The organism is Shewanella sp. HL-SH5 (assembly GCF_051163755.1).
GTDB classification, from domain to species: Bacteria; Pseudomonadota; Gammaproteobacteria; order Enterobacterales; family Shewanellaceae; genus Shewanella; species Shewanella glacialimarina.
Genome location: NZ_CP195038.1, coordinates 138,231 through 153,295, shown reverse-complemented (window position 1 = coordinate 153,295; position 15,065 = coordinate 138,231). Strand labels below are relative to the sequence as shown.

At 41.4% G+C, this 15,065-nt stretch carries 12 protein-coding genes; 5 read left to right on the top strand and 7 right to left on the bottom strand.

Annotation, left to right across the window (positions count from 1 at the left end; translation table 11 throughout):
• Positions 1-37 precede the first annotated feature (37 nt).
• A complete protein-coding gene (locus tag ACRWQM_RS00645; protein WP_434927540.1) occupies positions 38-556 on the bottom strand; it encodes a hypothetical protein in 519 nt (172 codons plus the stop codon).
• Positions 557-1,081: 525 nt separating this feature from the next.
• On the opposite strand from ACRWQM_RS00645, the gene ACRWQM_RS00640 reads away from it, so the two are divergent.
• The gene (locus ACRWQM_RS00640; protein ID WP_434930917.1) at positions 1,082-2,689 is read left to right on the top strand and encodes an AbgT family transporter; all 1,608 of its coding nucleotides are present in this window, start codon (positions 1,082-1,084) and stop codon (positions 2,687-2,689) included.
• A gap of 104 nt (positions 2,690-2,793) precedes the next feature.
• Here the strand turns inward: ACRWQM_RS00640 and ACRWQM_RS00635 are convergent, their stop codons facing one another.
• Entirely contained in the window at positions 2,794-4,152 is a 1,359-nt protein-coding gene (locus ACRWQM_RS00635; protein WP_434930916.1) for an isochorismate synthase, read from the bottom strand.
• Between the two features lie 269 nt (positions 4,153-4,421).
• On the opposite strand from ACRWQM_RS00635, the gene ACRWQM_RS00630 reads away from it, so the two are divergent.
• Positions 4,422-5,615 (top strand): HD-GYP domain-containing protein, encoded by a 1,194-nt coding sequence (locus tag ACRWQM_RS00630; RefSeq protein WP_434930915.1) that lies wholly within the window; start codon positions 4,422-4,424, stop codon positions 5,613-5,615.
• 22 nt (positions 5,616-5,637) lie between these two features.
• Here ACRWQM_RS00630 and ACRWQM_RS00625 read toward each other — a convergent pair whose 3' ends face one another.
• From ACRWQM_RS00625 to ACRWQM_RS00610, 4 genes are read right to left on the bottom strand one after another with little or no spacing between them, the layout of a single operon-like run.
• The gene (locus ACRWQM_RS00625; RefSeq protein WP_434930914.1) at positions 5,638-6,072 is read right to left on the bottom strand and encodes a group I truncated hemoglobin; all 435 of its coding nucleotides are present in this window, start codon (positions 6,070-6,072) and stop codon (positions 5,638-5,640) included.
• Positions 6,069-6,920 carry a DUF3034 family protein gene (locus ACRWQM_RS00620; protein WP_434930913.1) on the bottom strand — a complete coding sequence of 284 codons (852 nt, stop codon included), beginning with the start codon at positions 6,918-6,920 and terminating at the stop codon, positions 6,069-6,071. Before ACRWQM_RS00620 ends, ACRWQM_RS00625 begins: the two co-directional genes overlap by 4 nt.
• 23 nt (positions 6,921-6,943) lie before the next feature.
• Complete coding sequence (locus tag ACRWQM_RS00615; RefSeq protein ID WP_434930912.1) at positions 6,944-9,241, bottom strand: EAL domain-containing protein; 2,298 nt, start codon at positions 9,239-9,241, stop codon at positions 6,944-6,946.
• Positions 9,231-9,911, bottom strand: a complete 681-nt coding sequence (locus tag ACRWQM_RS00610; protein WP_434930911.1) for a methylamine utilization protein — start codon at positions 9,909-9,911, stop codon at positions 9,231-9,233. The genes ACRWQM_RS00615 and ACRWQM_RS00610 overlap by 11 nt, the downstream gene beginning before the upstream one ends.
• Before the next feature lie 451 nt (positions 9,912-10,362).
• Here ACRWQM_RS00610 and ACRWQM_RS00605 point away from each other — a divergent pair, with 451 nt between their 5' ends.
• The gene (locus ACRWQM_RS00605; protein ID WP_434927548.1) at positions 10,363-10,545 is read left to right on the top strand and encodes a hypothetical protein; all 183 of its coding nucleotides are present in this window, start codon (positions 10,363-10,365) and stop codon (positions 10,543-10,545) included.
• Between the two features lie 150 nt (positions 10,546-10,695).
• On the opposite strand, the gene ACRWQM_RS00600 is transcribed toward ACRWQM_RS00605, so the two are convergent.
• Positions 10,696-11,631, bottom strand: a complete 936-nt coding sequence (locus ACRWQM_RS00600; protein WP_434930910.1) for a YeiH family protein — start codon at positions 11,629-11,631, stop codon at positions 10,696-10,698.
• A gap of 210 nt (positions 11,632-11,841) precedes the next feature.
• Here ACRWQM_RS00600 and ACRWQM_RS00595 point away from each other — a divergent pair, with 210 nt between their 5' ends.
• Together ACRWQM_RS00595 and ccoG are read left to right on the top strand one after the other, a co-directional pair.
• On the top strand, positions 11,842-13,284 hold the full coding sequence (locus ACRWQM_RS00595; RefSeq protein ID WP_434930909.1) for a sigma-54 interaction domain-containing protein: 1,443 nt from the start codon (positions 11,842-11,844) through the stop codon (positions 13,282-13,284).
• 207 nt (positions 13,285-13,491) lie between these two features.
• On the top strand, positions 13,492-14,967 hold the full coding sequence (gene ccoG, locus ACRWQM_RS00590; protein ID WP_434930908.1) for a cytochrome c oxidase accessory protein CcoG: 1,476 nt from the start codon (positions 13,492-13,494) through the stop codon (positions 14,965-14,967).
• Positions 14,968-15,065 lie beyond the last annotated feature (98 nt).

Here is a 15,065-nt window from a genome sequence, read left to right as displayed (position 1 = left end):
AATATACTGCTTAAAAGCAATATGCCACTCAACTCGATTAACCTACATCTGGTATAAGCTGGGGCATAACCGATACCTTGGCTAACTTGGCAACAATAGACCCCGGAAACATACCAACGCCTTGATTCAATTCAGTCACGGTTTGATTATAAAAATCAGCCACATTTTGGTAATCTAATTCTAATTGTAGATATTCATTCACCCGCTGCTCATCAAGATCATCGCCATGCAAAGCTGAAAACAAGCCTTTCTGCAGCATATCCATTTCAGACCAGACAGCTAAAGTAGTCGGTAAATGATGATCAATGCCCTGTGACCACAAGCTATTATCAGCTAGGGCGCGCAACTGCTGCCACTGATCAGCTTGCGCTTCATCCAAAGGTTGATGTTGTAAGCTAACATCAGATAACTGGCTTAATAAAACTAAGCGGGCATCAATTTTTTGATTCAAAACAATCAGAGAATCAATCGCTGATTGACGTTTTTTGACTAGACTGGCGTACCATAGGTAGCAGAGAATAACAGCCAAGCTTACACTCAGCAGCAATGCTTGCATGATATTTTCCTTAATGATGATTTTTCTAATTCTTATCTAGCATAATAAGCATAATTTACTTTATATTTCACTTAAATCTCAGCGAAGTCACAACTATATTTATTACATCACAATGGCTAACAGTAACATTTGGTTGACAAAACAAACAATTTTATTGCATCTAACTCAATATCGTGACGAATTAAATCATGACACAGCCACACTAAATGACAAGTTTAAAAACCAAACTAAAAAATATTAAAATCAGCCACTTAAACACGAATTGCGGTGAGCAATTTTTAACCCATACCACAATAAATACTCTCTTATCATACAACAAATCCACTATAAAACGCTTACTTTTACCCGTTAAAGCAGTCATTTTTGCTCAAACCTAATTAACTCATAAATATAAATTAATTTTCAATTAACTCTGCCCCTGTAAGCTAATAAGTTGGCAAAACTATATCAACTATCCTGACGACCATGCTCACATAAATGTATTAATGGCGATGAGGAAAAAGCCTAAATAAATCAAGGAACCACATGAGTCAATCAAACCAACCAAAGACGAAATCGCCTCAAACAGCCTCTGACATAGCCTCGTCCGGTGCCTTTGTACGATTTTTAAACATAGTAGAAAGACTCGGTAACTTATTACCCCACCCAATCACTTTATTCGCCATGTTCTGTGTCGCTGTGGTAGTGATAAGCGGTATTGCGGGTTACTTTGAATTGTCGGTTGTTGACCCTAGACCAGAAGGCACCTCAGGCAGAAGTCCTGATGGTTTAATTCACGTAGTGAGCTTACTCAGCGCAGAAGGCTTACAACGTATTGTGTCAGGCTTAGTGACTAACTTTACCGGTTTTACACCATTGGGTACGGTACTGGTGGCATTACTGGGCGTGGGTATTGCCGAACGTTCTGGTTTGTTATCAGCGGCAATGCGTTTGTTAGTGATGGGATCATCAAAGCGCTTAGTCACTTACACTATTGTATTTGCAGGTATTATATCTAACACAGCGGCAGAGCTAGGCTATGTTGTCCTCATTCCTATGGCTGCAATGATATTCCATTCATTGGGCCGCCATCCTCTGGCGGGGCTAGCAGCGGCCTTTGCTGGTGTATCTGGCGGCTATAGCGCCAATCTTTTATTGGGCACTGTTGACCCTCTATTGTCAGGTATTACTGAAGCCGCAGCACAAATGATCGACCCTAAATACACAGTTGGCCCAGAAGTTAACTGGTACTTTATGTTTGCCTCCACGTTTTTAATTACCTTGCTAGGTGGTCTGGTAACAGAAAAAATTGTTGAACCTAAATTAGGTAAATATGACCCAAGTGAAGCTGGCGACTTAGATGACCAACCCATGGAGAACGTTAGTGATATTGAAAAGCGTGGCTTAAAAATGGCAGCCTTTGCTGCTGTCGCATTTTCTGCTTTATTAGCGTTAACTATTATTCCTGAAAATGGGCCATTACGTCACCCTGAAACGGGACTCGTAGCTGGCTCACCTTTCTTGAAAGGAATTGTGGCATTTATCTTTATCGGCTTTGCTATTCCAGGTTTAGTGTACGGTAAAGTCGTTGGCACCATGAAGAAGGATGTCGATGTCATCAATGCCATGTCACACAGTATGAGTACTATGGGTATGTACATAGTATTAGTCTTTTTTGCTGCTCAGTTTGTGGCGTTTTTTAATTGGACAAACTTAGGTGCGGTATTGGCTGTAGGTGGTGCGCAGGCATTAAATACCATTGGCTTAACAGGACCATTAGTATTTGTGTTATTTATTATGCTGTGTGGCGTGATCAACCTTATGCTAGGCAGCGCCTCTGCACAATGGGCTGTTACTGCGCCAATTTTTGTGCCCATGCTAATGCTCGTTGGTTATGCTCCAGAAACCATCCAAGCGGCATATCGAATTGGTGATTCAGTCACCAACCTTATCACTCCGATGATGAGCTACTTTGGACTTATTTTGGCGGTAGCTTGCCGTTATAAGAAAGATTTGGGGATCGGCACCTTAATTGCCACTATGCTGCCCTACAGTATCGTGTTCTTTATTGGCTGGACTATGTTCTTCTTCCTGTGGGTATTTGTATTAGGCATTCCAGTCGGCCCCAATGCTGCCACTTATTACACGCCGTAATAAATAACAGCATGGCACAATAATAAAAAACGCATCTGTGTAAGATGCGTTTTTTATTGGATGCGAGCAAATCAATGGGTAATCCGCTCGCGTTCAAACAGCCATTAAAAATCGATTAATATCGATAAAACCGTCTCCAGTTTATTCTCTAATTCTTGCCATTCTGCATCTGGGTCGGACCCTGCGACTATGCCCGCGCCAGCAAATAAGGTAATTCGACGTGGCTCAATCAATGCACTGCGAATAGCGACTGAAAACTCAGATTCATAATGATTAAAATAGCCACAAGCCCCGGCATACCAACCGCGGGTGTAACCTTCACGCTGACGAATAAAGTTCAGTGCACTGTGGCGAGGCAACCCTCCTACCGCAGGAGTTGGGTGCAGCGCGCGTAATAGGTCAAAATCATTCACCCCAGCTTTTAACTCTGCTCGAATTGCGCGGTGTAAATGCTGAATATGGGTTAATTTAAATATTTTAGCTTGCTCGTCAGCGCCAACATACTGACTAAGTGGTTTTAATTCACCCACGATATGCTGCCTAACCAGCTGGTTTTCATGACTGTTTTTAGCATCGTCTAATAACTGCTGCGCTAAAAAGTCATCTTCTTCTTGATTTAAACCTCGGGTCGTTGTGCCTGCTAGGGCTTCTGTAAATAACTCATTTTGGCGACGTAAATATAACCGTTCTGGTGAACATGATATAAATGTCCTTTCAGGACTAAATTGAAAACCAAACTGGAAGCTATTAGGATTACGCCCCTGCCAGCAAGCCAGTACAGTCCAGGGGTCAAGTGACTCAGCTATATCAATTTGTGTTTGTCGCGACAGCACAACTTTAGGGGTAGTTTGATTAAAATTATCTTGAGTCACTTGCTCAACTAACTCGCGCCACCGCTCTTGATTCGGTAAGTCACTGCGACTCATTAGTTGTGTTTTATTCGGCGGTGAAAGCGGTTTAGGCCTCTCTATTTTAGAGATTAAATCAAGCGCTTTTTGGCACTCTAACTCTCGATCTTGGCCATCGAAGTTTAAATTAAGTAAGATTTTTATTTTATGACCACTTCGTCTTAATTCTATACGAGGCAGAACAAACCGAACCCGTCCAAAGTCAGCCCAGCAGTCAACCGTACGGTCAAATGCTACCCCACCGTAGTAACGTAAGTCTTGGCTTGCGTCCTTACTCCGCTGCGCCTGGTAGTCTGCGGATAGTTGATGATCATCCACTTGGTCTTGATAATAGAATTGTTTACACATCCCAATAGCGGCAACTTCTTCTGCCTTGTCGCGGCCATGCCAATAAATACGTGGATACTGAGTTTGTGCACTCAACCAAGATAATAGCGGAACTGCTGGTGCTTCTACAGATAGTTGTACAATCGGCACGATATTAGGCGCCTGCATAACTTGGGCAAGTTTTTGCTTTAAGTCATTAAATTGTGAGCTAAAAAAGTGACCAGACAATACCGACTCCTATTTATGATGATAATTTAGATAAAGTTAATCAACCAAAGATTCAGTGTCAATCGTCAACTCTGCACGCTGTGATCTATAATTAATTAATATGTTAATATTGCAGAATGATGGTGTAAACTATTGCGCATGCTATAACGTAAATCTTTAAGGTTTTTAACATTGACCCCAAGGAAGGCTCAACATTAAGCAGGCCAATATCACTTTAACTATAGTATAAATCGTTAAGTGCATTTTTTGACCTTGAGGGCGCTTGTCAAATGAGTGATTCAACAGAATCGTCAAACACTGTAAAAGTTCCAGTCGCCAAACTAAACCTCGGTATGTTTGTGACGGCTATCGATCATAACAACAGCACAGTAGAAATTGCCAATGCCGGCCAAATAAAAAGCCGTGACGCTATTACAAAATTAGCTAACAGCAATATTAAATTTGTATGGGTAGATATTGACCGCTCATCAGACAGTTGCGGTCTAAAAAAAGTGCCTCCACAGCAAGTGCCTGGTAAACCACTGGCAAGAAAAGCCACTATTAGCCGTGATGCGCAACAAGTTCACGCCAAAAAACTTCTCAATGAAGCGAAAGGGTTAATCAAAAAAGTATTATCTGAAACCTTTGAAGGTAAAGCCGTTGAGGTTGGTCCCTTTGAAGCCGTTGCCGATAAAATGATTGAATCTGTGATGGATGATGCTGACGCCTTTAAATGTATTTCAGCGCTGCGGACCAAAGATGCTTATTTGCTGGAACACTCAATCAATGTAGCATTTCTATTAGTGACTTTCGGTAAACACCTCAAACTAGATATCGACACCCTGCGCCAAATGGCTGTTGGTGGTATTTTGCATGATATTGGCAAGGTAAAAGTCGATAATAAAATTTTGCATAAACCCGGAAAACTAACACCGGAAGAGTTTGAACATATGAAACTGCATCAAGTTTATGCGGTTGAAATTATGGAAGACACCAAGGGTTTGTCGCAGATCAGTAAAGACGTATGCTTAATGCATCACGAAAAGCTAGATGGCCGGGGCTACCCGAAAGGTTTGAAAGGGGATGAACTTCCAATACATGGGCGAATGAGTTGTATTGTCGATATTTTTGACGCGCTAACTGCAGCACGTTGTTACAAAGAAGCCATGAGTCCGGCTGCTGCATTTAAAATCTTAATCAGCTTAACGCCCTTCCACTTAGATCAATCATTGGTTTACGAGTTTATCCGCTGTATTGGAATTTATCCTGTGGGATCACTGGTACAACTGTCAGATGAACGTGTCGGTATTGTCTGGGAAGCTAAAAACCGTGATGCATTACACCCTATAGTGAAATGTTTCTACTCGTTAAAACACAAACGCTATACCGATGTCACTATGGTGGATTTGCTAAAAGCTGACATTAACATTGAACGCGGTATCTCCCCAAGCGCACTAGATGTAGACCCTGCACCATTTTATTAATTCTTGATATCAATACATCATATTAATGGTAAGTAATGTCCCCATACATGGGGGCAAGCTTAGCGAGTAAAGCATTGCGGGTTTGTATCGGAATATCGTTCTGCTGCATTGCTTTGGTTAAATGGCCGACAACAGCGTCAAAGTCAGCCTGGCTAATGTTCAACCCCTGATGCGCATTAAACATGCTCTCGCCTTGGTAGTCACACCCGCCCCCGGACACAACACATAAATGTTCGACTAATCTTTGCTTAAAAACACTAATATCCGTTTCACGAAAGTGATCCACTATGCGTTCATCTTGTGAAATTAGCTTTAAAAAATCATCGGTAATTAGCTCAATACCGTGATAACCGCCAAGGCGTTGGTAAAGTAGGTTTGTAGATGGTTTAGTAATAGAACAGCCTAAACATATCACTAACAAAACACTGCTAATTAGCATAATACCAATGTGTCTCATAACGCCCCCTCAACTGAGAGATACCAGCCTTTTTGTTGCTCAAAACCCGCAATATCACCTAAATCGGCATAAGCGGCTGTCACTGAAAAATGTTTATTCGCAAACCATGCTAAAAAAATATCTTGCCAGTCGTCTTCTTTAGCAAAATCCAACTGATTGGGTTTCTGACGATACTCGTAACCTAGGGCAAGATCATCGCGTAATAAAACAGCTACTGAGCCCTCTAACATCAACTGATAGTCATTTGAATTCACACTACCAAAACCCAGTAAACCAATTTGATTCGCCTTAGTGGCTCGCACCGTAGCATTAAGTAATAAATTACGACCCGCTATCGCATCTAAAATCACCTTGCTAGAGGCTAAATAAATATCTAAACCTGAATCATCTTGCGCACCTACCGCGCTGGGCAAACCAAAATCGTCAACTTTTTTATACTGCATACCCACACTGATTTGTGGCATGGAACTATAAAGTAACTCGCCTGCAAGTTTATATTTTATCCCTAAAATATCTTGTCCGAGTTCACCACCTAATGAATCTAAACTAAATGTTTGTTTGGCAATGCTAAGTTCAAATTGATTATCATAACTGACGGATGCGCCCACAACATTAAGGGTAAAGTCATCAACTGCAACCTTAGTAGCCATTGCGGTTGCCGCCCACTCACCACTACTGCCATAACCGTTAATCACTGCCCAGGGAACAATACCGCCACCAGCTGATCCCTCAATTTCACTGGCGCCACCCGTGGCAATAATTCTGCTCGATTCAGCATAACTATTGGGGATAAAAATCACACAGATAGATAAAGTTGCGGCAGATATGGCATGTAAAATACGTTGCATGTTAAATTCCCACGCTATTAGAGTTAAGCTGTCGTGCGATTAAATTCACTCACCCAAACCTGCAACTCAGCAGCTTTGATGGGCTTAGAAAACACATAGCCTTGGATAATATCACAGTCCATTTGCTTTAAAATATCAATCCCTAATGGGGTTTCAACACCTTCGGCGACCACAGACAAAGCCAAGCCTTTAATCAATTTAATGCTGGTTTCAACTATCATATGGTCAGTCGCGTTATGATGAATGTCTTTGATAAAACTGCGATCTATTTTCACTTCATTAACGGGTAACATTTTTAAATAAGCTAACGACGAGTGACCCGTCCCAAAATCATCAATCGCAATATGAAAGCCGTGTTGTTTAAATTGGTTAAGCACCTTAATGGTAGTTTCTGTGTCTGTCATTACCGCACCTTCGGTAACTTCAATAGCTATCGCGTTAATAGGTAAATTAACATCATGTAACTGCTGCGCTAATCGAGCTGGCAATGACTCATCCATTAAGTCATGTGCCGATAAATTAATCGCCACAGAAATAGCTAACCCTTGTTGATGCCAAATGTGCGCCTGACGGATAGCTTCAGCCATAACCCATTCACTAATAATCGAAATGTTACCTGAGTTCTCGGCAAGTAGGATAAATTCATCTGGGGGAACAAAGCCCAAATCTGGATGCTGCCAGCGAATTAATGCTTCAACAGCATGACAAGTATTAAGTTGAATATTCACCTTAGGCTGATATACCAAATGCAATTGCCCTTGAATTAATGCTTGCGGTAAATCCCGCACCAATGACAACTCGCGTTGATATTTATCATCATCACCTTCTTGATAAACATACGAATCATCGGCTTGAACACAGGCATGATTCAAGGCTATCTCAAGGTGTCTAAAGAGAGTGTCTATATGTTGATACAAGCCATTCAACTGCACAATGCCAGTTCTAATTGATAACGTTATTTTTGACCCTGCAACATCAAATGGCATAACCACACCATGTAAATACTGGCTAATCTCAGCTTTATTTGCCGGTTGTTGTAACAACAATAAAAAGGCATCGCCGTCTAACCTTGCAACAAGGGATACATCGATAGACAAGCGGCTTAACCGTTCAGAAAAACTGACTAACAGTTGATCACCATTAGCAAAACCAATAATGTCATTCACTTGCCTAAAATGCTTAATATCAATCAATAACAAGGTACCAGTTAAGCCAATAATTTTATGTTTGATGTGTTTTTCGGCGGCAAAACGATTGAACAACCCCGTTAAGGGGTCGTGTTCAGATTGATATAAAAAGTCTTGTTCACGCTGCTCAATATTACTGCGCATTGTGGATAAGGTATCAGCAAGAGCCTGCAATTCTGCAGGGGCGCCGTAAATTTTAGTAGGATTTTCCCCCTGGCCCACTTTTTTAGCGAAATTAACCAAAGCATCTATCGGTTTAGTTAATCCATTGGTGACCCACATGGCCACAATAAAGGCCAATAAAGAAGTGAATGCAAATATTAGCAGCATGTTGTTACGCAGTTGCTGATAATTGAGTTGCCAGCGCTGATTAGACTGATGCAATACGACCCATTGCGCATCACTTTGCGGATCTAACTGAATAGCCTGGGACAAATAGTTATCAGGATAGTGCTCTTGTGGGTGAAGGGTAGCATCGGCAAAACTGAATGAGATATCACTTAAGTGTTGAATCAATTCTGGCGCTAAAGTAGAAATAATTTCAACAGGTATTGATGTTGAGTTAATAAAACTCACATCGATACCTGTCATCGCCTTAGCTTGTTGAGCCACATTTTCATCGAGTAAAAAGCCCATACCAACCCAGGCAATTAATGTTGGCGCTTTTACTGGCTGAAACACAAATTGATAGTTAGCGTGATTAACATTTAACATCACAAAGTCGTTATCTTCACTTTTATGCTTGGTAAATAAGCTAGCAACATCGTTGGCTGATAAACCTGTCAAACTAGACGATAACAACTGCCCCTGCGGTGAAAGTAATATGGCTGCATTAGCATTAATACGTTTACCGTGATTCGATAAAACCGAAGAAATGGTCTCTTGCTCTTTAGTTGCAACAGCACGTTTAAAGCCAAAGTCAGCACTCAGTAATGACAAACTCTGATTCAACTGTTCACTGCGGTTAGCCAAAATATCGCTAAAAACGTTAATACCGACACTTAATCGCTGTATTTGCTGTTGCCGACTCGCATTTTGAGTCGCATTCAACACAAATACTGCCGTTAACAGTTGCACCACTGTCAGTACCACTAAAAAGACCAAAATCAATCTATGTCGAAAACTATTGCGCATTGGCTAACTCAATTTGAGTTGACTGACGGGTTGCAGCAAATCCTGCTGGGGGGGATGTTGGCTTGTCCTGGTGTTCTATATCAAGCTGTAGCTCAAGCGTTTTTTGGGGTTCGCCGGTTAATACCATTGGTGCTACTGCCACGGAAGTTTTCTGCCACGGGTGCCATACGTTAACGCTATATGTTCCTGGGGTTAAATCATTAAAGCTCACACGACCTTTATTATCGCTGACACCGTAAAGTGGACTTTGGGCGACATAAATAAAGGCCTGCATATAATCATGAATATTACAGCCTATCGCCACAATACCTGGCTGTTCAAATTCGATTGGTTCTTCTGCTTTTCCGACATATAACTTTAATTCAAACGGTTTTGCGGCTGAAAATGAATACACATGGTGCCGGGTACGATCAAAGTTAGGAAAATTGACTTTATCGCCTTGTTGAACAGCCAGTACAAAAGGCTGGAATATTCGATTCTGCTGCTTCATTTCATGATTGTTAATGGTTGATGCTGACATACTATGTTCAGGGATCAACTCCACCACAGCATCAGTGATTGAATCACCTTGAAGGTCACTCACATCAACATCTAAGATAGTCGCTGACGCGCCAACAGATAAGGTAAAAAACGTTAACAATATCAGCACCCGTAATCGAAAACTCAGCATTTATATCTCTTCTTGGTTGATGACACATTTGCAGTAAGTTTAGCTTAACCCTTTGCATAAATGCATAATATTACTCAGCTCACTATGTAACTAAGTATGATCAATATAACCAACTTCTTACCAATATAACTAATAACATAATTTACGCTGTTTGGATTTATCAATTCCCGCAAACAAGTGTTAAGTGCGTAAACATTACACTCAAATATTCATTAAAAAGCCTATGCGAGTAAAACTGGCCACATCTACAGTGCTTGCTATCGTCTGGCACAATTACCCCGAGGTGACGTTCGGTATTTAGCCCATCATTTAGTAGCATGTTTAACTCAGCTAACCCAGTCACGACAAAATGGTAACCAATCAGTTATGAGATAGTTAAAATTGATATTGGCGCCAGCAAAGTCATTAGCTCGATAATATAATCCGCTTTTATCATTATATTGGAGGGGAAATGACACAATTATGGCTATCACGTCGGCTTAAATCAGCTGTGATTATTACCTTATGTATTATCGCCGTTATTGCCTCCATACAAACCACAGGACTCACACGCGCGTTAATCGAGTTAGTCGCATTCGGCGGTCTTATTTGGCTCGCATTAAGCAAACCCGATATTAAACAGCACGACGCCTAACGGTTAAGCCTTAAACAGGTTGTGCTACCGCTGATCCCCTCGTTCTAGTTATTCACGTCTTTGTGATAGATTTTATTTACCGATTTCAGCATCTTTTTGTGCATAAAACTGCACGGCAAATTCAGTATCATTACTCTGAAGCTTTCATATCTAAAATGTCACAATATAAAACAATGAACTGCTGCCAATAGCAAACCATAGCAACACGCCTAACAGCAACGGTTTAGGACCATTAGCGCGCATTTTTTTGACTGTAATCGCCGCGCCAATTAAAAATAAGCACAAGACTAACACTTGTTTAGACACAGCAAACAATAGGTTATAAACCGGTTGTCCCTGGGGGATAAAGTAGGCAACTAAAATGGCGACACAATAAAACAGAATAAAAAATGGAATGGTAATTTTGCTTTTATCACCACCAAAGGCAATAGCACTTAATAATGCGATAGGGATAATCCACAACGCTCTAGCAAGCTTAACTGTGGTGGCAATTTTTAACGCATCATCACCATAGGCCGCCGCGGCGCCTACAACCGACGAAGTGTCGTGAATAGCAATAGCGCTCCACACGCCAAAATCATATTGAGACAATTGCAGCGCATGGCCAATCGTTGGAAACACAAACAAGGCGATTGAATTGAGTAAAAATACGCAGGCTAACGACACAGCAATTTGATCATTCTTCGCATTAATCGCCGGTGCGACAGCAGCAATAGCACTGCCGCCACAAATAGCAGTACCACAGCTAATTAAATGTCCGGTTTTACTGTCTATGCCCATTAATCGTGTCAGGCCGTAACCTAAAATCAAGGTAAAGAAAATTGAGCCCACAATGAGGCCAAGATTATTACTGCTGGCGTCAATCGCTTCAGGTAAGTTAATCCCAAAACCTAAACCAACAATCGAATACGACAGTAGCTTTTTAGCCCACTTACCTAAATCAATACTGTCAGGCACCAAACCGATACTCGCTAATGTAAACCCCATCAGTAAAGCTACCGGAGAAGATATTAGCGGCGTGAGGCACAACAAGCCCACTGCGACAAACAACCACATTTTATAATGTGTAGTAGATAAGTTAGTCATGGAATAACACGTTAAAAAAGCAATCCGCTATTGTAACAACTTGATTGTACTCAAACGATGTTTATAGTGGATAATTTCAACCCACTACACAAATTATGCCTAGCTAGGTAACAGGAACCGACTGCTGTGGGCGACATTTAAGTCGCGAAATATCGTGACTTAGTTATAATGATTGATATTCCTTGTTGATCAGTCTTTGTAAGCATAAATATGACCGAAAAAACCAGCTTAACCACCAGCCATTTTCTGCCAGAAAATACCTTGCTACTCAATGCAATGACTGAAGGTGTCTATGGCTTTGACCTTAAAGGGAATGCTGTGTTTATCAACCCAGCAGCAGAGCAAATGACTGGGTGGAATGCTGAAGAGTTAATCGGTAAAAATATTCATGACTGTCACCATCATAGTCATGCAGATGGTAGCCATTATCCTCAGCAAGATTGTCCGATATATCGCACATTACATGATGGTATAGCACGCCAGGTCAGTGAAGATGTGTTCTGGCGTAAAGATGGTAGTTGTTTCCCTGTTTATTACAGCTCAACACCGGTTTATGATAATAATATTCTTATTGGTGTTATTGCCATATTTCGCGATGTGAGTATTCAAAAGCATACTGAAGATTCATTACGCAAAGCCCTCGCACAAGTACAAGCCTTATCTGAGCGATTAACCTCAGAGAATCAATACCTACTCACCGAACTACAAGGTAAGCAAGGCGCTATGGGCTTGTCTGGCAACAGCAAAGCCATAAACCATTTAACTCAGCAGATTAATCTCGTTGCTAATACCGACAGCACGGTATTAATTTGTGGCGAAAATGGCACAGGAAAAGAGCTAGTCGCGCGTAGCCTGCACCAATTGAGCCACCGAAAAGACCAGCCCATGGTAAGCGTTAACTGTGCTGCCTTTTCGGCATCCATTTTAGAAAGCGAGCTATTCGGCCATGAAAAAGGCGCGTTCACTGGGGCCATTAGTCGACGCAAAGGTCGCTTTGAATTAGCCCATAATGGCACGCTCTTTTTAGATGAAATAGCCGAGCTCAGCCTTGAAGCGCAATCAAAGTTATTGCGCGTCATTCAAGAGCAATCTTTTGAACGGGTTGGTAGCAGCGAAACCATTAAGGTTAACATTCGTCTTATTGCAGCAACGCATCATGATTTACAAGCTCGTGTAGAGCAGGGTTTGTTTAGAATGGATTTGTTTTACCGCCTCAATGTTTTTCCTATTCAGGTTCCTCCCCTGCGCGATCGACAAGAAGACTTGCCTAACCTGGTGAGTGATTTGGTCGCATCGCTCAGTCAAAAACTAGCAAAGAAAATCACCAAAGTAAGCGCAAAAGGCTTACACAAGTTACAACAATACCCTTGGCCGGGAAATGTACGTGAGCTACAAAATTTAATCGAAAGAGAAATCATTCTAACCCACGACAACACGTTAACATTTAATAGCTTACAGCTTCCAACACTCAAAGATAACAATACTGCCATTAAGCAGCCTTTAACCATGATAGAAGCCGAGGCTGCGCATATTATCGACACCTTAGAATTGACTCAATGGCGAATATCAGGCCCAAATGGCGCAGCAGCCATGCTGGCATTGCCGCCCAGCACATTGCGATCTCGAATGAAAAAACTCGGTATTAACCGTTAGCCTGACGCTTAATCAATATTGGATTCATCAAGCGACTCACTTAAACATCATTGCCGCTAGATCACGACATTTCGCTTAATTGCGATATATCGTGATGCATCATCAACTCAAAAAAATATTTCTCTATTAAAATCAGCTTGATAAATAAAAACTATGTTGGCTTACCTATTGCTATATAACGACGTAATGTCATTTTAGGAAAACAACATGTCAGCACCAGAATCAAGTCGATTACCATCATCCCAACGCATCCCAATTGTGAATGTCAGCTCATCTCCCTCAGGTAAAATTCATGTGCGTGAACAATATGGTGTGTTTCAGCGCATTCGAAAATACAGTAATACTTTATTGATTGCCGTTTTCTTTTTATTGCCCTTTATAACCTACCAAGGGCGTCAGGCCATTTTGCTTGATGTTACCCAGCAACAGTTTTTCTTTTTTAATATCACCCTATGGCCGCAAGATTTTACTATTCTGGCCTGGATGTTTATGGCGGCGGCATTTGGGTTGTTTTTTGTGACCGTTTATTGGGGCAGAGTATGGTGTGGTTTTTTATGCCCGCAAACGGCGTGGACCGCTATGTTTATGTGGATAGAGGCAAAAGTTGAAGGGAACCACCACCATCGTGCCGCATTAGATAACGCCCCATTATCTGCATCCAAAATCCGTAAACGCATGACCAAACACAGTTTATGGGCCATTGCTGCATTAGTTACTGGTTGTGGGTTTATGGGCTACTTTATGCCTGCTAAAGATCTATATATTGATATTTTTACTTTTTCTAGCGGGTTTTGGACTGGCGTTTGGGTATGGTTTTTTGCTTTATGTACTTATATTAATGCGGGTTGGATGCGCGAAATGATGTGTTTACATTGTTGCCCATACTCGCGCTTTCAAGCGGTGATGTTTGACTCAAATACCAAAACAGTCAGCTACGATGCCGCCCGAGGCGAATCAAGAGGACCACGAAAACGCTCACAAAATACCGATTTAGGTGACTGTGTAGATTGCAATTTATGCGTGGATGTTTGCCCAACAGGTATAGATATTCGCAATGGTTTGCAATATGAATGTATCAACTGCGGTGCCTGCGTCGATGCATGTAATCAAACAATGGAAAAATTTGGTTATCAACCCAACTTAATTAGTTTTACCAGCGAGAATGCACTAAAGCCAACTCCCGCTATTTTGGCTCCCCAAAGCCAAATAACTCAAAGCCATACAGATCAACAACCCAGCATTCCAACTAAAAAGCTATCATTAAAAGCGCTAGGATACGCATCAGCTTTACTCATTATGTGCGTATTAATGGTAGTAGACTTAGCCAATCGCAGCTTAATTCAACTCAATGTGATACGAGACCGTCAAACTCTCTATCGCGAAGTTGGAGAATTTGTCGAAAATAGCTATCAACTTAAAATCCGCAATAAAACCCAGCAACCCGTCAATTATATTATTGGTATTGATAGCCGACATCCGGGTTGCGATCTCACTCTTATCACCGACAACAAAGTCCATATTCAACCAGGCGAGCAAATTGAATATCCGGTGACTTTACGCTGTAAACAGTCAGAAAACACAAATGCGATGAGCAAGCAAACCATCAGCTTCTATATTGCTGACCAAGCCACGCCATCAAACAAAGTCAGCCAAGAGTCTAATTTTTTCTGGCCAAGCAACTAATTGCCTAGCCAAGCAACTTAAGCAAGTAATCAAAAAGCCAGCGGGTTAGCCCGCTGGCTTTGAGTAATTCTTGCTTAAATGCTTTCTTAATACGCTAA